Origin of the sequence: Prevotella sp. P6B4 (assembly GCF_000619985.1) — a bacterium.
GTDB lineage: Bacteria > Bacteroidota > Bacteroidia > Bacteroidales > Bacteroidaceae > Prevotella.
Window position 1 is genome coordinate 106,462 of sequence record NZ_JHVE01000002.1, and the last position, 20,767, is coordinate 127,228.

At 49.4% G+C, this 20,767-nt stretch carries 10 protein-coding genes; 5 read left to right on the plus strand and 5 right to left on the minus strand.

Annotated elements, in window-relative coordinates:
- Window positions 1-7: 7 nt before the first annotated feature.
- The gene (locus T491_RS0101650; RefSeq protein WP_028902334.1) at window positions 8-1,615 is read right to left on the minus strand and encodes a DUF6377 domain-containing protein; all 1,608 of its coding nucleotides are present in this window, start codon (window positions 1,613-1,615) and stop codon (window positions 8-10) included.
- 269 nt (window positions 1,616-1,884) lie between these two features.
- Here T491_RS0101650 and T491_RS0101655 point away from each other — a divergent pair, with 269 nt between their 5' ends.
- The 5 genes from T491_RS0101655 (at window position 1,885) to T491_RS0101675 (ending at window position 11,583) form a co-directional block, all read left to right on the plus strand.
- Window positions 1,885-3,876 (plus strand): glycoside hydrolase family 97 protein, encoded by a 1,992-nt coding sequence (locus T491_RS0101655; protein ID WP_028902335.1) that lies wholly within the window; start codon window positions 1,885-1,887, stop codon window positions 3,874-3,876.
- A gap of 58 nt (window positions 3,877-3,934) precedes the next feature.
- A complete protein-coding gene (locus tag T491_RS0101660; RefSeq protein WP_028902336.1) occupies window positions 3,935-6,883 on the plus strand; it encodes a SusC/RagA family TonB-linked outer membrane protein in 2,949 nt (982 codons plus the stop codon).
- 19 nt (window positions 6,884-6,902) lie between these two features.
- The gene (locus T491_RS0101665) at window positions 6,903-8,717 is read left to right on the plus strand and encodes a RagB/SusD family nutrient uptake outer membrane protein (RefSeq protein ID WP_028902337.1); all 1,815 of its coding nucleotides are present in this window, start codon (window positions 6,903-6,905) and stop codon (window positions 8,715-8,717) included.
- A gap of 34 nt (window positions 8,718-8,751) precedes the next feature.
- On the plus strand, window positions 8,752-9,861 hold the full coding sequence (locus tag T491_RS15460; protein WP_051522913.1) for a starch-binding protein: 1,110 nt from the start codon (window positions 8,752-8,754) through the stop codon (window positions 9,859-9,861).
- A 141-nt stretch (window positions 9,862-10,002) separates the two neighbouring features.
- Entirely contained in the window at window positions 10,003-11,583 is a 1,581-nt protein-coding gene (locus tag T491_RS0101675) for an alpha-amylase family glycosyl hydrolase (protein WP_028902338.1), read from the plus strand.
- Between the two features lie 942 nt (window positions 11,584-12,525).
- Here T491_RS0101675 and bglX read toward each other — a convergent pair.
- From bglX to T491_RS0101705, 4 genes are read right to left on the minus strand one after another with little or no spacing between them, the layout of a single operon-like run.
- On the minus strand, window positions 12,526-14,811 hold the full coding sequence (bglX, locus tag T491_RS0101690; RefSeq protein WP_036915131.1) for a beta-glucosidase BglX: 2,286 nt from the start codon (window positions 14,809-14,811) through the stop codon (window positions 12,526-12,528).
- 28 nt (window positions 14,812-14,839) lie between these two features.
- Complete coding sequence (locus T491_RS0101695) at window positions 14,840-16,195, minus strand: glucoamylase family protein (RefSeq protein WP_369699734.1); 1,356 nt, start codon at window positions 16,193-16,195, stop codon at window positions 14,840-14,842.
- A gap of 4 nt (window positions 16,196-16,199) precedes the next feature.
- Entirely contained in the window at window positions 16,200-17,639 is a 1,440-nt protein-coding gene (locus tag T491_RS0101700) for a RagB/SusD family nutrient uptake outer membrane protein (protein ID WP_028902343.1), read from the minus strand.
- 22 nt (window positions 17,640-17,661) lie between these two features.
- Window positions 17,662-20,685, minus strand: a complete 3,024-nt coding sequence (locus T491_RS0101705) for a TonB-dependent receptor (protein WP_028902344.1) — start codon at window positions 20,683-20,685, stop codon at window positions 17,662-17,664.
- Window positions 20,686-20,767: the final 82 nt, after the last annotated feature.

A 20,767-nucleotide genomic window follows, 5' to 3' on the forward strand; every position in this document is an offset into this window, starting at 1 on the left:
ACCGTTATCAGTAGGTGGCTATCCGCCTGACGTCATCTTCAAAGGAATCTTTATTGATAGCTTTTGATTTGAGTTTTGACCGATAGGTGTAGATGGTCGTGATACTGGATCGGAGAATGTCGGCAATCTCCTGATTGTCTGTGATATCAAGGCGTATCAGGGCCAGAATGCGTAGTTCCGTCGTCAACCGTTTGGTTGGCGTGGCATTACTCTCTATGGTAAACTGGTTGCTGTCAGTCAGCAGTTTGTTGACCTCGCTGATAAAGTGGGGATAGATATTAAGAAAGGCTGTATCGAAATGACTATGGAACGTGCGAATTCCCTTATTCACAGGTTCCATAGTTTTTAGTTCTGCATACAGTTCTTCCAGTTTGTGCTCTCTGGCCAGTCGGTTCAGTTGCTTCAACCGTTGTTCTGTGTCTGAAAGGAGCATACTGTTCAGTTCAAGGAATCGTCCGATATACTCCTCTTTGATGCGGTTGGCCTCTTTCATCTGTGTGTTCACACTCTCAATCTCTTCAGTGTGCTTTGCCAGCATTTTGTTCATCTCAATAATCTGTAATCCCGCAGCATGCTTCTTCCGATAGAGTATAAGGGTGTAGATGAAGATGCCTACAAGAAAAAGAGAGATGATGGATATCACGATGAGAAGGAGCGTAGTACGCCGTTGCGTCTGCGCACGTTCTGTATCATATAACTGTAATATCTGTGGGGCCATGTGACTTACTTGCATCATACGAATGCGACTGCCATAGAACCGGGCCTCGCTGATGGCTTGATAGAGATAGCGGTAAGCATTGTCATTATCGCCACGTGCCATCAGTATTTCGGCTAACAAACGTAGTGAATTGTTTTCCCTGATGGCACTCCGTTCATCGCTGATGGCGCTCAGAAGCAGATATCGCTCCTGTTGCTCGTACATCTGTTTGGCTTGGTAGAAAAAGGCCAGTGTACTGGTGACGATGCTATAGGAACGTGTGCCTTCCTGTAGCTTGGGCAGATAGCCTTCAAGCATCTGGATGGCTTGGTCAATATCTCCCTCCTCGCATGTGTAGGTTGCTTGATTGAATATGTGGTCATAGCTGTCCTCAGGTGCTATCTTTATCACCAACTGTCGGTAGTATTGTGCTCTTTGTATATAGTCATGCACGTAAGGTGTGAATTGTGCCATCTCTGTCCGATAGATGTTCAGTTCGCTTTGTTGGTTATAATAGGCTATTTTCTGTTGGTCACTGATGGAATCCGGATTCACTTGGTCAAGTAACCTGCGGGCACGGTCAAAGAGGCCTGTCACGGCCAGGATATGTGCCATACGGACGGCACTGGAAGCAAAACGGTCTTTGTCTTTTGAACCGCTGAGTGCTTTCACGTTCTTATCGATATAAAAGAAAGCTGAGTCAAACTTATAGGCCACATATTCATCATAGAGACGTTGGTTCAGATCGTATTGCTGTTCAGGTGTGAGGTTAATGCCTTTTACCCCTTCTTTGATGTCGGCTACACGATGTTCTTTCTCAGCGGTGAGCTGATCGTAGTTGGCTATCAGACTATCAAGTGTCTGGTAGAGCTGCTGGTTACTTGTCCGTTGGGCAGAAATGTCTGTCGCGTAAACCATTAGGATCAAAATAAGCAATCGTCTTATCATAAGTTAGTAATGTTCTTGTAAAACGCTGGGGCAAAGTTATAAAAATATTCTGAAAGAACCAAATAGAATAGGCTGTTTTGTGCTGATTTTGGGTTGATTTGATTTAGATTTTTAAGAAGAGTGTAAAATGTATATCTTTGATTATGAGTGTATTGCATTTTTATCGGTTTAGATATTTGTTAGTTGCGCTTGGAAGGGTTGATAGTTATCCATACCTTTGCCGCAAAAATTCCAAAACTATGCAAAAGTTAGTTGTTAGATTTGTTATATTAGTTGGTTTCGTACTGTTTGGTGTTACAGCAGGTAACGCTGAGAATGTTAAGGTGTCTTCGCCCGACGGTGCTGTGATAGTCACCGTCGGTGTGAAGAACCATCGTCCATTTTATATGGTTGACTACGAAGGCAAGCCGCTTGTTGCACCGTCTCACTTAGGCTACTTGATTGCTGATGGAGAGTTGGGAGCCCATGCCAAGATGGGGAAAGTGGTCCGTTCCTCAAAAGATGAGACTTGGACACAGCCATGGGGTGAATGCGAAACTACTCGTAACCACTACAACGAGTTGACTGTTAGTTTCCGTGAGAAGACAGGACATCCTATGCTGGTGGTATTCCGTGTTTTCAATGATGGTTTTGGTTTCCGCTATATTCTTCCAGATAGTCGTAAAGGACAGGCATATCAGATCATGGATGAACTGACAGAGTTGACTCTGTCGCACGATGCCCAAGCATGGTCTATTCCTTCAAACCACACTGAGTATTTCGAGGGTATATACAAGAAGGACCTGCTGAGTAAGAAGGATACTGTTTGTACACCGCTTACTATAGAGTATGAGAAGGATCTTTTTCTGGCCATCCACGAAGCTGCGCTTGAGGATTGCGCCAGTATCAACCTCACACCACGTTTTGGCGATGGCGGTGCAGTGCGTCTGCTTACGGCCCTCACCCCTTGGCGTAATGGTGTAAAGGTCTATGCACAGGGTGAGCTGAAGAGTCCTTGGCGCACTATGATTATCAGTAGGACGGCTGGTGGTTTGTTGACCTCGAACCTGATGCTGAATCTGAATGAACCATCGCAAATTAAAGATATGTCATGGATAGAGCCAGGTCGATACATCGGTATCTGGTGGAGCATCCATAAAAAGCAGAATACCTGGGAGCTGGGTCCCACACATGGTGCTACAACCGAGAATGTGAAACGCTACATGGACTTTGCTGCCCGTCATGGCTTCAGTGGTGTACTGGCCGAGGGCTGGAATCCAGGTTGGGGACAGGGCGAGAAGATCAGCTATCTGGAGTCGTACCCTGATTTTGATATGGACGAGGTAACTCGCTATGGCTTGCAGAAAGGTGTGCGCTTTATCGGTCATACAGAGACCTGGGGTAATGCCACACTGTTGGAGAACCAGATGGAGCAGGCTTTCAGCTGGTTTGAGCGATTGGGCATTCGTGCCGTGAAGACAGGTTACGTGGGACGCTATTTTGATGGTAAGGAACTGGCTAAGTCGCAGTATGGCATCCGTCATTACCGTCGTGTGATAGAATGCGCTGCCAAGCACCATATCATGATTGATAACCACGAGCCTGCTATGCCCACAGGTATCCAGCGCACCTGGCCCAACCTGATGACGCAAGAGGGTGTTCGTGGTCAGGAATATAATGCCTGGGACCGTCGTGGCGGTAATCCGCCATCACATACTGTTACGCTACCATTTACCCGTGGATTGGCTGGTCCTACCGATTTTACCCCCGCCATCTTCAATTTCTCTGAGATTGTGCCGGGTACACATCCGCACTCTACGCTGGCCAAGCAGCTGGGCGAGTTTGTTGTCATCTACAGTCCGCTGCAGATGGCGGCCGATGCCATCGAGAATTACGAAGGTCAGCCGGCACTCAGTTTTATCGAGAGTTGTCCTACAACCTGGAGTCGTACATTGGTGCCTAATGGCGAGATTGGTAAGTATATCACCATAGCCCGAAAGGAGCGTGGCGGCGACAGGTGGTTTATCGGTAGTATCACTAACGAGGAAGCGCGCCATCTGGATGTCGTGCTCGATTTCCTGGACGAAGCCACCACTTATCGTGCAGTCATCTATGAGGATGGTCCTGAGGCCGACTTTGAACGTCATCCTTACGAGATGACAATACGCCAGATCACAGTGACTAAAGGCGATACCTTACACCTGCGACTGGCTCGTAGCGGTGGTGTTGCCATTAGGATTGAAAAGCTTTAAAAGGTTGATGATCTGAAACAGTAACTATTTTTCTATAACTCTAATTTTAACAAAACCAATGAAGATGAAAAGAAAGAAAAATCTTTGTTATCGCCTGCTCATGTTGCTGGCGGTAATGTTTTTCGCCTTGGATGTTTCGGCACAGACCACCATTAATGGTCATGTGAAGGATGAAACGGGCGACGCCGTAATTGGCGCCTCGGTTGTAGTCAAAGGAACATCAAACGGTACAGTGACAGACTTCGACGGAAAGTTCAGCCTGAAATGTCAGGCCGGCGCAACGTTGGTGTTCACCTACATCGGTTACAATCCTCAGGAGCAGCCTGCCAAGAATGGTATGGAGATTACGCTGAAGGAGGATGTGGCTCAGTTGAACGAAGTGGTCGTTGTAGGTTATGGTTCGATGGCTAAGAAAGAGATCTCGAGCTCTGTGGTTCAGATCAGTAAGGACCAGTTCAATCAGGGTGCAGCCAGCGACCCCATGGCGCTGATTGCCGGTAAGGTGGCAGGTCTGAATGTGGCTGCCACAGCTGATGCCAACCCTAATGCCATGACCGATATCCAGGTGCGTGGTGCTGGTTCGTTGACAGCCAGCAACGGTCCACTGGTTGTGATTGATGGTATCGCTGGTGGCGATCTGCGTAACATTGCTACGCAGGATGTTGAGTCAATCACCGTACTGAAGGATGCTGGTTCTGCTGCCATCTATGGTACCCGTGGTGCTAATGGTGTGATTCTGGTTACAACCAAGAAAGGTTCGGGTTCGGCTGGTGTCACCAACGTAACCTACGACAGCTATATTGCTCTCAATATTCAGAAACCCCGTGTGGATATTCTCTCTACCGATGAGTTCCGTCGTTCACGTCGTGGTCAGGACTATGGTGCTGATACCGATTGGTGGGGCGAGATTACGCGCCCTGTCAGCTACAGTCTGAATCAGTATATCTCTCTCGATTCTTCCACCAAGAACGGCTATTTCGGTCTGTCGGTTAATTATAAGAAAGGTAATGGCTTGGATATTGTATCCGGTCGTGAGGAGTACGGTGGTCGCTTTGTTGGCGAGCAGCGTGTGCTCAACAACCGTTTGCAGTTCAACTCATCACTTTCTGCCCGTAAGGTACATGAGAAGTGGGGTAACGATGGTCTGTTTGATACTGCCCTCACCATGAATCCTACTATCCCGGTAAAGAATCCTGATGGCACTTACTATCAGCCCAACTCTCCTACAGATATCCATAACCCGGTGAACGACCTGAAGGAGAACGTAAGTCAGGGCGATCGTATCTACCTTCTGGGTAATGCAGATGTAAAGCTGAATATCCTGCAGTTGGAGCAGCACAATCTGAACACATCGTTGAGTTACGCTCTGCAGTACAACGATCTAAAGGAGAACTTCTACACCCCCTCCACCTCAAGTGAGTCGTACTGGAACGGCTATGATGGTCGTGCCCGCATCAACTACCAGAAGTGGTGGACCAACCGCTTGGAGTACCTCATCAACTACACCATGACCCTCAAGCACCATCAGCTAAAGGCAGTGCTTGGCTATTCATGGGAGCGTAGTATGTGGGAGCAGAGCGGTAACGAGAATATGGGCTTTGTCTACGATGCCCTGTCGTATCATGGCATTGGTAACGGTAGCTACCTGCGCGATGGTAAGGCTAACCTCTGGGCTGGTTCATCCGAATCAACACTGATCGGTTTCTTCGGACGTGTGAATTATAATTTCAACGATATGATCTATGCCTCGGCCTCTATGCGCCGTGAGGGTAGCACTAAGTTCGGTGCCAACAAGAAGTGGGGTAGCTTCCCATCAGCCTCACTGGCATGGGAAATCGTCAATACACCGTTTGCACAGAGCTTGCAGCAGACCTTCCAGAGCTTGAAACCCCGTGTGAGCTATGGTGTGACAGGTCGTTCCGACTTTAATGCCTATCAGAGTATCGCTACCTATAGTACTCGTGGCGCTTATCTCATCGACAATCAGTGGATTAACGGTTATGCACCATCGCTGAATGCTAACCCCGATCTGGCTTGGGAGAAATCAACGGCATTCAATGTGGGTATTGATTTCGTGGCATTGAAGAGTCGTCTGCGTGGTAGCATAGAGTATTTCGACCGTCGTTCGCAGGATCTGCTCTACAACTACACCGCTCCCCAGCCTCCATTCATCTACAACACCATCCTGGTGAATGTAGGTACTACCAAGAATACCGGTATCGAGGTGGCTCTCGACTACGATGTGATTGCCAAGAAGGCCTTTAAGTGGACCACTGGTGTTAACTGGAGCATGGGTGATACCAAGCTGACCAAGCTTTCGAGTGATGCCTATCAGATGGCTTATCTCGATTTGTATCAGAAGCCCGGTCCTGGCACCAGCGAGTATTTCTTCCGTGTGGAGGAGGGTGGCAAGATAGGTCAGTTCTATGGCTATGAGCATGCCGGCATCGATGAGAACGGCTTGCTGCTCATCTACGATAACGATGGTAATAAAGTGCCTGCCGCTCAGGCCGATCCTTCTTACAAACGTACTATCGGCAATGGTGCTCCTAAGCACTTCCTGTCGTGGAGCAACTCGTTCACCTATAAGAAATGGGATCTGAGTCTGCTCTTCCGCAGTGCACTTGGCTACGAGATTTTCAATATGCGCAAGTATGGCATGGGTTTGAAGGGTGCTGGTACTGATAATGTGCTGCGTACGGCCTATACCGACTATGCCGATGTGAACTCAAGTGGTGGTATCATCTCCAGCTACTTCCTCGAAAAGGGCGATTACGTTAAGCTCGACAATGTGACCTTGGGCTATACCTACGCTCCTAAGAACCGTCAACTGGTTGAGAGCCTGCGTGTTTACCTTACTGCCAAGAATGTCTTCACATTGACAGGCTACAAGGGCAACGATCCTTCTATCGTCACCTCAACAGGTATCACTCCTGGTATCGATTCTAACAGTGCCTATCCACAGGCCACTCAGGTAAGTCTGGGCGTTACACTTCGTTTCCACTAATTGAAAACTGATAATTATTATGAAAGCAATAAAGAATAGCATATTAGCGATGGCACTGGGTATGGGGCTTACGGCATGTACCGACCTCGACGAGAAGGTGTACGACCGTATCGACGCCGGTGTCTATTACCAGAATGAGGCCAGTGTAAAGGGTGCTGTGGCTGCCATCTATGGCCAGACCTCACAGACCTTGGCTGGTGAGAACTTCTTCCATCTCTCAGAATACCCATCCGACCAGATCACCTGGCGTGTATGGAATGGTGGACTGTGGGGCTGGGATGAGGCCATGAAGACCGTACTCTCTTGGCACAACTGGACATCTGAGTCTACGATTATCAACAATGCCTGGAATGGTGCCTGGACGGCTATCGGACTGGCAAACCTCTTGTTGAGCGACCTTGAAGGCCTGAACGCCTCTGCGCTTGGCATGACCGATGCACAGTTGGCACAGTATGTAGCCGAGGTCCGTACCATCCGTGCCTGGAACTATTATTGTATCTTCGAGCTCTGGGGTGGTGCTCTGCCATTGAACACGTCTGCCAGCAGCGTGGTACCAGGCTCTGCCGATCCCGATTGGGATACATCGTGCAAGATGATTTACGATTTCATTGCTACCGAACTCGATGAGACTGTGAGCGCTTTGGCTAAGGACGATGCTAACCACTCGATGGTGAATCGTGCCAATCAGGCCATGAACCGTCTGCTCAAGGCGCGTCTGCTGCTCAATGCCGAGGTGTTTATCGGCGAGAAGCATTTTGATGAGTGTGAGGCACTTTCCAAGGAGATTATCAATGGTGTCTATGGTGACTATGCGATTGACGATAATTATCGTAACCTCTATTCTATGGATAATGTCAAGAGTCCTGAGGTGATCTTCGCATTGGCTGCTGAAGATGGACAGGGTGCAGCTAATGCCATCTCTAACGTGCGCACCATGGTGGGCATGTGGTATGGCTATGCCGACTACTTCGGACAGAGCTACGATGGCATTGGTGCCTGGAACTGCGTATGCTTGGTTCCTTCGTTCGATAACTCGGGTACAGTTCAGTCAACAGGCGGTTCTATCGGTGCTAAGTGCTTCTTAGACTATGGCGATAAGCTGGGCGCTCCCTACGAGCGTTTCGACGATCGCGACATCCGTAAGCAGAACTATACCTACGATGCAGCTACCAAGACCCACGGTCCCGGCATGTTCCTCAAGGGTGTCATGCGTGCTAACTTCGGTACAGGCGATGTGCTGAAGGCCGATGCCGACCGCGATGGTCAGGACCTAGTGTTTGTCGACCAGTTGGGTACCTTCCTGAATCAGGGGCGCGACCTGGAGCCGGTGATGAGTCCTCGTTGGGGCGAGACCAACTCTGGTGTACGTCTGGTCAAGTATCCGCTCTATCCTAACGACGAGAACGGCGGCTTCAAGAGCATCGACGATGTGCAGTTCCGTCTGGCCGAGGCATACTATAATGTGGCCGAGTGCGAGATGCGCAAGGGTAACAGCGCCGAGGCTAAGAGCTATGTAGATGTCGTACGTGCCCGTTATTATAAAAGCGCTGACCGTACTGCCGCACTGAGTGTTCCTGGTCCAGGTTTCGACAGTTTCGATATGGACTGGATGCTTTCAGAGTGGGGTAAGGAGTATCTGGGCGAGGGCAACCGCCGTCGTACCGATCTGCGTCGCTTTGATAAGTTTACGCAGGGTCAGTGGTGGTTCTGGGGTCGTGCTACCGAGGATGGTATCGACCTGCCGGCTAAGCGCGACCGCAAATACGAGTGGTATCCATTGCCTCAGACAGCCATCTCTGTCAATCCGGGCCTGATTCAGAACCCGAACTATTAAGTAATTTGTAATTGATAATTGACAATTGATAATTATGAACAAGAAAATATATAGTCTGTTACTGGCGCTGCTGGCCTTTTCTGGCCTGATGAGCAGTTGCTCAAGCAATGAGGACATCGTGTTTGACCACGAGCGTCAGCAGTTTGAAACGCGTGCCGACCGTATCCTGCTGGAGTTCATTGCGCCTTTCGGCACTACTGCCAGCGAGGAAATCTATATCACGGGTGCCTTCAATGGCGAGGATGAGGCCATTGGCAATCCCCAGTATCTGTTGACAAAAGCGCCCGACAGTAATGTGAAGTGGGGCATCTATCTTGATCCCAGTACCTTCGTCGCCGGTAAGTCGCTGGCCGATGGCTTCTGTTTCTACTCCTCCACTCAGGGTAAGGAACTCACTGTAGCAGGCGAGGGCGCTGTGCATACTGATAATCCAGGTGTTGGCACCTTTACCAATATCTGGGGACAGCGTTGGGAGAGTTACTACTGGAGTGGTGGCGAGGCACCAGAGCCCACTCACGATGGCTTCTGCGTGTATGTCGACGATCAGACCGGTTGGGATGCATTGACACTCTATATGTGGGGCGATGTCAACAATCTGAATGGCGACTGGCCCGGTATGCAGGTCACTGGCACCTGGAATCATGATGGCGTCACATGGAAGTACTTCGACCTTGGTGAGGCTAACACTGGTCTGGTTGAGAACCTCATCTTCAATAATGGTGGTAATGGTGAGCAGCTGGCCGACTTCAACTTCACCATCGATCGTAACATCTATCTCCGTATCACGACATCAGGTGTCGAGGAGATTGGCGCTGCGCCTAAGGTGGTACACGATGGCTATGCTGTGTTTGTGTACGATGAGACAGGCTGGGACACCCTGACCCTTTATATGTGGGGCGACACCAACAATCTGAATGGCGATTGGCCTGGCATGTCGGTTACTGGCGAGCAGACCATCAACGGTGTTACCTATAAGTACTTCGATATGGGTGAGGCTAATACTGGTCTTGGCGAGAACCTCATCTTCAGCAATGCTGGTTCCAACCAGTTGTCTGATTACGGCTACACCATCGATCACGATGTCTATCTGCACATCACGACTTCAGGTGTCGAGGAGATTGATCCCACCACTTTCCAACCCTGATCCGTATGATATGTTATACAGTAATGACCTGCTTCATCATATAAACAAAGGTATTACTGATATTTGAGTTGACTCATAGGGGGTGCACCGCTCTGTGAAGACCGGTGGCCCCATTTTTACCCTTTAAAATATCTGGTTGTTATGAAGAAATTGTTAATGACGTTAGTGTTCTCTCTGATAGCAAGCACAGGTTTTGCTGTCGATTATGTTGATAATATCAATAACTCGAACGAAAAGTGCCCTGAGGGCCATCGGGTTGTCTACGAGATGAATGTGGGCTCGTTTACTACCGAAGGTACCTTTGCTGCAGCACAGGTTCGTTTGCAGGAGCTTAAGTCGTTGGGTGTCGATGTGGTGTGGCTCATGCCCATCTATCCCCGTGGTGGAGGTATCAACAGTCCCTATGCTGCTACCAACTTCCAGCAGACCAATCCCAATTACGGCACCATTGCCGATCTCAAGGCTTTCGTGGCGAGTGCCCACGAACTGCAGATGGAAGTGTGGCTCGACTGGGTGCCCAACCACACGGCTACCAATGCCGATTGGGTGACCACACATCCAGAGTACTATGCCAAGAGTGGTGGACAGATGATCCATCCCAACAACTATGGCGATGTGTGGCAGCTCGATTACGACAATGCTGATTTGGTGAACGCCATGAACGACTGTCTGAAGTTCTGGATCGATCAGGCTGATATCGATGGCTATCGCTGCGATTATATCAGCAGTCCGAAGATACCTGCCAGCTACTGGCAGACCACCATCCCGATGATAAAGGCCTATAAGGCTCAGGCCGTTGGCAGCGAGGCTGCGGCTTTTACTTTCCTTGGCGAGGCAGATATCGCTTCCGATGCCACCCGACTCAAGACCGTTGGCTTCGACTACGATTACGCCTGGCAGTTCCAGTCGTCGTTGGCTAACTACGGCACCAGTGCAACCTCGGCGCGCCTCAAGGCATTTATCAACACCTTGCTCGAAAAGTCGGCTGACCTCTCGTTCGGTCGTATGCTCTATGTCACCAACCACGACCAGAACTATAATGAGGAGAAAAAGACCCTCACCCAGAAATACGGCGCCAACCGCTATCCTCTCACGGTGCTGGCTTATACCGTCTATGGTATGCCGCTTATCTATAATGGTCAGGAAACGGGTGGCAATCAGGCGCTCGACTACTTCAACGATACTAAGATAAACTGGACCACAAAAGACGATAAGATGCTGAACACCCTGCGCACCCTCTTTGCCCTGAAGCACGATGTGCCTGCACTGGGCGATGCCAGACTGGCTGCCGACAATCCTGTCACCACCGTGCTGAATGTGACGGGCAATACAGGCGTGCTGGCCTATACCCGTACACTGGGCGATAGTCAGGTGTTGGTAGTGCTCAATATGGCTACCACAGCTGTCACCGCCACGGTCGATGGTATTGCTGCCGGCGATTGGAGCCTCTGGCTTGATAGTGAGACCATTGCTCAGGGCACCAGCCGTCAGCAGACCACGTTATCAGCCTCGCATACCTTCTCGCTCGCTGCCAAGGGCTATCGGGTGTATGTGCGTGGCACCTTTCCTGAACAGACGGTAACGCCAACTGCTATCCTTAGCCCCGTTCAGTCGGAGGCTAAGGATGATCAGTATTGGTTCGACCTGAGCGGTCGTGCTCTGTCCAAGCCAACCAAGCCTGGCCTCTATATCCATGGCAGACGCAAGACACTGGTGCGATAGTTTTTCTCGGCCACCTACCACGATGCCGAAACCGCCAAGCGTATTACCGACAAGCACCATTTCACATGGACGCACCTCGTCGAGGCCAAGGACATGATGGCATGGATTGGCTATGAGGGCTTCCCACTGACCATCGTTGTCGATAAGAAGGGCATCGTCCGCCACGCCGTCCACGGCACTAACCCTTTGATTGACGACCCTTTGATTGATTTCTTTCTGGGGCTTGCTCGCCGACAGGGGCAACTATGGGTCGTGCATGACGCAACTATGACTCGAAGGCAAGTCAACTTGCGGTCGTAGTCCAGTCACTTTCCCCCTCCAAGCTGACTGAGGAACGATGCGAAGATGACTGCGGAACGAGTGGAAGATGACGCTTGGACAACCCTAAACAGACCTATCTGCGGCTCGCTTGCCTTAACAAGTACAAATCAACTCACTCTTATAATACGATCTGATTTCAAATTCCTCCATTTTTTTCTTTTTTAGAAAAAAGACGTTTTTAAATAATATGATTTAACTTATTGATTCATAGAGATTTACACTGTTTTACAGGTGACGATGGTGACGTATAAACACAACCTACATACGCGCGAGAAAAAAGTGGTAGATTTTTATTATAAAAAAAAGTTTGTAAATCACGTCACCTTCGTCACCTCAACGAGTTTCAAAAAGGAAGCTTTTGTTCCTGAATATCAGGCAGTTGCGGAGATTTTGATTCAATATTTTCACCATGACTGTTTTATATAAAACAGAAATTATTACTACCATTATTGCTATCTGGAGCGATATCGGTCTATGGTCAGATTAATCTGTCTGGCATGTTTTCAGGCACCTCCACGATAGGTTTACACTAACCACACGATACCCTAACACTAACCCTGCGATAGTATCATACTAAAGCAGGGTTAGTGTTAGGGTAAAATTGAAACAAGCCTCTTGTTGTTATTCAAGGACGAACGATAAGGTCTGTACGTCACGACTGTTGGGGCCGACCATCAATTGGAACTCACCAGGCTCACTGACATATTGCAAATCAGAATTATAGAACTTGAGTTTCTCTTCGTCGATGGTAAAGTGTACTGTCTTGGTTTCACCTTTCTGCAGGTGAATACGCTCGAAGCCCTTCAGCTCCTTCACCGGACGTGATACACTGCCCACCATATCGCGAATATAGAGCTGCACTATCTCATCAGCATCGTATTCGCCTGTGTTCGTAACATCTACACTGGCTACAAGCTTACCACGGCGATCCATCTTGTTGGCACTCAAGCGCAGATGGTCATAGCTGAAGGTGGTATAGCTCAAACCATAGCCAAAGGGATAAAGTGGCTCATTATCGATATCGAGATAGTTGCTACGGAACTTTTGGAACCATTTTCCCTGCTCCAGCGGGCGACCTGTGTTAAGATGATTGTAGAACAGAGGAATCTGACCTACACTCTTAGGCATTGAGAACGACAGTTTACCACTGGGCACAGCATCGCCGAACAGCACATCACAGATGGCATCGGCAGCCTCGGAACCACCAAACCATACATTCAGAATGGTGCTGAAATGCGCCGTCTCCCAATTCATGACAGTGGCACGACCAGAGAAGTTGACCAGCACCACGGGCTTGCCTAAGGATTTTAGCGCAGTGAGCAGACGCTTCTGAGCTTCAGGGATAGTGAGATCTGAGCGACTGCTGCACTCACCGCTCATCTCACTGGTTTCACCAACAGCTGCGATGATGACATCAGCATGGCGCGCCACATTCATAGCCTCGTCCAGCATCTCCTCGGCACTACGGTTGTCACGGATCTCACGACCGAACATAGAGCCATTAGCCTCCAACTGCGCATCATCAACCACATTGCTGCCCTTGGCATAAGTCACGGTAGCCACACCGGAAAGTTTCTGCTGCATGGCCTCATAGAGACTCTTATACTTATCGAAGGCAGCAGCCACGCTCCAGGTGCCGGGCATATTGGCACGTGTATGACCAAGCGGACCAATGACAGCCACCCGCCCCTGCTTCTTGAGCGGCAACAAGCGTGCATCGTTCTTAAGCAGCACAAACGACTCTGTGGCCAAGCGACGTGCATCGGCACGATTGGCTGCGGTATAAATCTCCTTCTTGGCACGCTTGGCATTGAGATAACGATAGGGATCGTCGAAGAGACCGAGTTTGTATTTAGCCTCAAGGATGCGACGACAGGCCTGATTGATGGTCTGCTCGCTCACCTTACCCTCGCGCAACGACTTCTCCAGCGTACCGATGAAACCATCGGCCACCATGTCCATATCCGTACCGGCATTGAGTGCCAATGCTGAAACGGTCTGCAAGTCGCCCATGCCATGAGCAGTCATCTCGGCGATGGCCGTATAATCGGTCACTACGAATCCATCCCATCCCCACAGCTTGCGTAGCACATCGGTGAGCAACCACTTATTACCGGTAGCTGGAATACCATCCACCACATTGAATGAGGTCATGAACGAACCCGCACCCGCCTTGGCAGCAGCCTCGTAGGGAGGGAAATAGTAATTGAACATGCGCCAGCGGCTCATATCCACCGTGTTGTAATCGCGACCAGCCTCGGCTGCACCATAAAGGGCGAAATGCTTCACACAGGCCATCACCGTATTGTTGAGTGCCAGGTCGTCGCCCTGGTAGCCATGCACCATCGCACGAGCGATGGCAGAACCCAGATAGGGATCCTCGCCATTACCCTCCGACATACGTCCCCAGCGAGGATCGCGGGCGATATCGACCATCGGCGAGAAAGTCCAGCAGATGCCATCGGCACTGGCCTCCTGAGCAGCCACACGAGCCGAACGCTCAACAGCCGCCATATCCCAACTGCACGAGATGGCAAGAGGAATGGGAAATACGGTCTCATAACCATGGATAACATCCATACCAAATATCAGAGGAATGTGCAGGCGACTCTGCTCGACGGCCAGCTTCTGCACCTCACGGATCTTATCGACACCTTTGAGGTTGAACAGGCCTCCCACTTCGCCCTTACGGATCTTGCCTGCCAAATCGCTGCTCTTAGCCTCGCCAGTAACAATATCGCCCGTCACTGGAAGGTTGAGCTGACCGATTTTCTCCTTAAGCGTCATCTGGCTCATCAGGCGGTCGATATACTGATTCATCTTTGTGTTGTCGACGGTCTGAGCAGCCACAGGCCATGCCATCAGTGCAAGCGCCAGAGGAGCCATCATTCTTTTAAATTTCATCATTGTCATTTTCATATAGTTATTATTACGCTCAATATGTAAAGCCCAGTTTATCCAAGCCCTGTTTCACCTCCGGACAGCTCATAAAGAGTTTCCAAAGAAGTCCGCTGCGATAATTCTCTATCATCGGGGCAATCGTACACTGGTCGATGGCCAGATAGTGAGGCTTCGTCCAGCTTTTCTGTTCGCTGAAGGCATCGTAGAAACCGTATTTTCCACGAATCCAACCACCCTTTTTCCAGAAGCCTTTCAACGCAGCCATCGACTGCTCGGGGGTATAGGGAAACGAAGAGAGCGCTGCTGTAGGCGTGATAACCCCCAGGTCGTTGCCTGGTGAGTGGGCGCTATAGCCATCAACAGAATAGCTGGCAGTGAGTCCCCAACAGTCCTTGCCATAGCCTTTGAATTGTTTGGGATTAGCCACACAGTAAGCATAGTTGCTTAGAGCATGGTTCCTGACCACGTTCCAGTAGTTGGCATACTGGTCCTTAAGATTCCGTGGATCGAGGCCGATATAGGAATAATGCGCCCAGAACAGCGGACCGCCTGTAGCCTCAGCACCGTTATGTTTCAGCTCCAAAGGATAGTTATAAGGAGCTGCAGTGGATTTAATCCCGCCACTACGTGCCCATCCTTTATGATAGGCATCGGCCGACACGCTGTGGGTAGGCGATGCTGCTGCCAGAATATAGACTATCAACGTTTCGTTATAACCCTCAAGCGGGAAGTTCATGTCCCATCCGTAGTTGGGCGACCAATGCCAGTAGATGACATCCTGCCCACCACGGGTGTACCAGTCGAACTCCATTTCATGCCACAGCTGATTGATCTTCTCAACCAGCGATTTCTCATCATCGCTGTCACCACTGAAATACTGGCGGGCACAGAGCAGACCTGTCATCAGGAAGCTACTCTCCACCAGATCGCCACCATCGTCCTTCTGACCGAAAGGCTTCACACGGCCGGTCTTGCCGTAGAGCCAATGTGGCCATACACCATGGAACCGGTCGGCCTGAGACAGCCAATCCACGATCTGGTGGAATCGCTTCAGTCCTTCGGCACGAGGGATAAAGCCCCGCTCAATACCCACAATGAGTCCGGCAATACCAAAGCCACTACCGCCTGTGGTGACCACATCCTGATCGTTCTCAGGATAGTCGCCATCGGTATGGATACGCTCGCAAGCCAGGCCAGAGGTGGGTTCTGCCCCATCCCACATATAGTTGAGATGAATCTTCTGGATGTGGTCGAGTAGCTGATTGTCATTGGCGAACTCCTCTTGAGAGGGAGGAGTATCGCCATTTTTCTCGGTTGAAGCTGCACTACAACTGGTGGACAACAACAAGGCAACCACCCAGGACATCATGATTCTACGTTTTCTTCTCATGCAGTTATTCATTATAGGGTTCATTCTTCAGTGCAGGCACATTGTTCAACTGATCGAGCGGAAGAGGATAATAAGTCTTCTCTGTACTCCACTTGGCACCAAGCACCTGAGCAGCCTTACCTGTACGAACCAGATCGTTATAACGCTCGCCCCACTCGCCAGCCAACTCCATACGACGCTCGTCGAGAATCTGATCGACAGTAACACCTGTCAATGTAGGCATCTGCGCACGACTACGAACATGGTTGAAAGGAACATCGCCATTTTTACCCTGACGCACCTTTGCTTCAGCATTCATCAACAACACATCTGCATAGCGGAATATGCGGATATTATTGTTTTCTCCATATTTTGAACGACCTGGTGTCAGTTGACTTGTGGGGGTATAGGTTTTACCATTATAGAATTCCGTCTTTGTTCCACCTACGTAGTCGCCACTTGGCGTAGTGGTATCGCCCTGCATGAAGGTGGTGGTGCTACGCACAGTCTCGCCACGATCGGCTGCCCACTGCTGGAATTCGGGATAGAAGCGCACAAAGTTCCAACCGCCCAGGCTTCCAGGGCCCTGGAATACAAACCACTGATCGGCATCCACCACGTCGCCCGAGCTCTGACCGAAATCGGTACACTGCACCTCGAAAAGCGACTCGTTGCACAGTTTTCCGGGAATCTTGAACAGCTGATAGAAATCATCATAGAGCTGGAAACGCTGGCTGTTGATAATATCATCGGTGAGTTGTTCCACCTTATCGTATTCACCACGGTTCAATCGGATCTTGGCAGCCAGCAACTCTGCCGTATAGGCAGTAACTGCTCCCACATGCTCCATCTCGTTGGGACGCAGTTTGGGGCAATTGTCGATAGCATACTGGAGGTCATTGAGCACATAAGCCTCTACAGCCTGTTTGGTAGAGCGTGTCAAGTCGCCCTGAGTAGTAGTACGCAGGATGGTAATATCACCAAAAGCCTGCATCAGTCGGTAATAAGCATAACTACGCAGAATGCGTACTTCGCCACAATAGGCACGATAATTGTTCATATCGGCATCGCTCTTGGCATTAGCAGCATACTGGTCAAGACTCTCGAGCGCGGAATTGGCCACCTTGATGATGCCATAATACTGGTTCCACATCTCGTTCAAGCCCCAGAAAGCATTATCGTAATTGAAATTACCAAAGTCGACCAACAGCTGCTGGTCGTCGGTACGACCCGACCACATATCATCATCGCGCACGATAGAGAGAGGCCAGATGACCCAGTGCATTCCACCCGTACGCACCTTGGCATAGACACCTGATACGGGTGCATACATATCGGCCACGTTAGTATAGTCAACCTGAGTCTCAGGCACTTTATTCTCGGGATCGATATCGAGATAATCACTGCAGCTGCAGAGCGTGAGCGCAGTCAATGTAAAAGCTGAAATATATGATAAAAGTTTCATGTTATAATCGAATTATGATAGATTAGAAATTGACTTGAACACCAAAAGTATAGGTAGATGTAAGCGGATATACGTTGGTATCCCAACCATCGGGATCGCTGATTTCCGGGGTGAAGGTGTTAGCAGAGAAGAGCGTCAAGGGACGGTCGGCAGTGACACTCAGGCGCAGGCTGGGCAGAGTATAGTTACCAATCTTCAACTTCTTGAGCGAATAGCCTAACGTGATATTCTGAATGCGGAAGAAGTCGGCATCCTCGATGAAGTAGGAATTCAGGCGCTGGTCGCTGACGTTCCAGCCCTTGGTGAGAGCCTTGGCCGAAGGATCGGTATTAGTAGAGCCCTCGCCAGTCCAACGGTTGGTGAACTGAGCCTCATCGAAGTTATAGTTACTCTGAGCATAGCGCAGTGCACGCTTACGATTGAAGATCTGTGCGCCCATCTGTCCGTAAGTAGAGAGCGAGAAATCAAGGTTCTTCCATTCGAAGCCCAGATTGATGCCATAAGTAAAGTTGGGCAGATAAGAGCCTAACACCTGACGGTCGTCACCAGTCAGCACACCATCGTGATTGGTATCCTCGTACTTGAAATCGCCCGGTTCGAGTCCATTAGCTACAGCGATAGGATCGTTGGCCACCTCCTGGGCATTCTGATAAACGCCCACCACCTTGTAACCATAGAATGAGTTCATCTCCTCGCCAACGATGTTATACACCTTACCGTTGTTCACCATATTGGCACCATTCAGGCTCTTCACCTCGTTCCAGAGGAAGCTGAGATTCATACCTACATTGTACTTGAAGTCGTGACCGATGCGGTCGTTCCAGTTGGCACTCACGTCAATACCCTGATTCAGGATCTTACCATTGTTGCCAGCAAGTGTATCATTCTGGAAAGGCAGGCGTGTGCTGAGCACAGCATCCTTGGTCATACGATGGAAATAGTCGATATCGAGATTCAGGCGACTACGGAAAGCGCCTAAGTTCAGACCTACATTAGTCTCCTCAACCATTTCCCAACTCAACCAACTGAAATAAGTGGTATTCTGGAAACCTGGATAGGTGGCATTACCAAACACGCCTGAATTCCAGTTGCCAGTAGCAATAGAGGCGAAGCCATCGCTGGCAGCTACATGGTCGTTACCCAACTTACCCCAGCTGGCACGCAGCTTCATATAATCAATTGTCTTTATGTTGTTCTTGAAGAATGGTTCCTCACTGATTACCCACGAAGCACCTACTGATGGGAAATAGCCCCAGTGTTCCTGATACTTCGACGAGCCATCGGCACGGAATGTGAGCATGAGATAGTACTTCTCGGCATAGTTATAACTGAGACGACCGAAATAGCTCTGTCCACGATAGCGATAGCCACCCTCGCTCGACTTACGGCTCTCTTCGTCGCCCTGACCTACATACCAGTATTCTTCCTTACCTTCTGGCACATTCTTGGCTGTACCTGAAAGCAGATGATACTTTTCCTGGCGCATAGAGTAACCCAGCATGGCACCAAAGTTATGATTGCCCCAGCTATCATTATAGTTCAAAGTGTTATCCCAGATATAATTATTGAAAGTAGTGATGCTCTTAGTGAGACTACTGTTGTCGGTATGCAGTTGCTCGCTGATATAATACTTAGGAATAAAGACATAGCCCTCGATAGTAGAGTGATCGTAATTGACAGATGTCTTGACATGCAGTTTGCTGGGAATCAAGGTGAAGTCAGCATAGAAATTGCTCAGCATCTGCTCTGTGTTGTTCTTACTATGATAATAGGTAGCAGTAGCGATAGGATTATAGAAGTTGTTAGTAAAACCTACTGAAGATGGAGCTGCGAACGCTTCGGGAGTGGCGACTGTGTTCTGACTGTCGTACACCGGATAGATGCCAGGAGCATTGAAGGCCTGCTGCCAGGCATCATTATTGGGGTTAACCTGATTGGACTTTGAATAAACGCCATTGAAGCCAACCTTCAGCCAGTTAGTGGCATCAAAGTCGAGGGCGCCACGCAGGTTCATGCGTGAATAGCTGTTTTCCGTATCCATGATACCATTCTGATACAGGTAGTTAGCACCAACAGAATAGCTGACCTTCTCGCTACCACCACTCACTGATACTGCATGGTTGGTCATGATAGCATTGCGAAGCAGTTCGCTGTACCAGTCGGTATCGCTACCATAAGTCCAGCTATGGAAATCATCACTGGCATAGCTGCCACCATAACGATCGATGCTGGCCTTGAGATAAGGACTGTATGCATCGTAATCAGCCTCCATCAGCATCTGTCCATACTGACTTGAATTGGCCATCTTCAGAACATTAGTGGCATGCTGAACACCCAGATAGCTCTCATATCTGATCTGCGCCTGCTGGTTGCGTGTTCCCTTTTTGGTGGTGACTATAACCACACCATTGGCAGCACGTACACCATAGATTGCAGCAGCCGAAGCATCCTTCAGCACACTCAGGTCCTTGATATCACTGGGATTCAGGAAATTGATATTATCATAGAACATACCATCGACCACATAGAGGGGATCGCTGTTACTAAACGAACCATTACCACGAATGCGCACCGTAGGACCGGCACCAGGAATACCACTGCTCACCACATTGACACCAGCCACCTTACCCTGCATAGCTGCCATGGGCGACGTAGCCGGAATGTTAGCGATATCCTCTGCACGTACAACAGCAATCGGAGATGTCAGGTCCTTAGCCTTGGCCGAACCGTAACCGATAGCCACCACTTCTTCAAGCATGGTTGAGTCGTCTTCCATATTAACCAACAGATTATCGCTGGCAGTCAGTGTCTTTGTCTTCATGCCAATAAATGAGATATCAAGTTTGGCACCTTTAGGTACATTGTTAAGAGAGAATTTGCCATCCAGGTCGGTCACTGTAGCAACTGTTGTGCCAGCTATCTTCACAGTGGCACCTATTACAGGTTCGCCAACAGCATCAAGCACCGTTCCTTTGATGGAGTTAGATTGAGCCCAGGCAAACTGAGCTACAATAGTTAGCAGAATTGAAAATAAGAATTTTTTCATATGAGTTAATAATTTGATTGGATAATGATTTTTTCGGCTGCAAAGATACTAACTTTTTCCAAACCTCGTTCTCTACATGGTA

What these genes read in the sequence shown, in the direction of transcription:
- T491_RS0101650 (WP_028902334.1), bottom strand. Translation starts at nt 1,615, where the DNA reads ATGGTTTACGCGACAGACATTTCTGCCCAACGGACAAGTAACCAGCAG.
- T491_RS0101655 (WP_028902335.1), top strand. Translation starts at nt 1,885, where the DNA reads ATGCAAAAGTTAGTTGTTAGATTTGTTATATTAGTTGGTTTCGTACTG.
- T491_RS0101660 (WP_028902336.1), top strand. Translation starts at nt 3,935, where the DNA reads ATGAAGATGAAAAGAAAGAAAAATCTTTGTTATCGCCTGCTCATGTTG.
- T491_RS0101665 (WP_028902337.1), top strand. Translation starts at nt 6,903, where the DNA reads ATGAAAGCAATAAAGAATAGCATATTAGCGATGGCACTGGGTATGGGG.
- T491_RS15460 (WP_051522913.1), top strand. Translation starts at nt 8,752, where the DNA reads ATGAACAAGAAAATATATAGTCTGTTACTGGCGCTGCTGGCCTTTTCT.
- T491_RS0101675 (WP_028902338.1), top strand. Translation starts at nt 10,003, where the DNA reads ATGAAGAAATTGTTAATGACGTTAGTGTTCTCTCTGATAGCAAGCACA.
- bglX (WP_036915131.1), bottom strand. Translation starts at nt 14,811, where the DNA reads ATGATGAAATTTAAAAGAATGATGGCTCCTCTGGCGCTTGCACTGATG.
- T491_RS0101695 (WP_369699734.1), bottom strand. Translation starts at nt 16,195, where the DNA reads ATGAGAAGAAAACGTAGAATCATGATGTCCTGGGTGGTTGCCTTGTTG.
- T491_RS0101700 (WP_028902343.1), bottom strand. Translation starts at nt 17,639, where the DNA reads ATGAAACTTTTATCATATATTTCAGCTTTTACATTGACTGCGCTCACG.
- T491_RS0101705 (WP_028902344.1), bottom strand. Translation starts at nt 20,685, where the DNA reads ATGAAAAAATTCTTATTTTCAATTCTGCTAACTATTGTAGCTCAGTTT.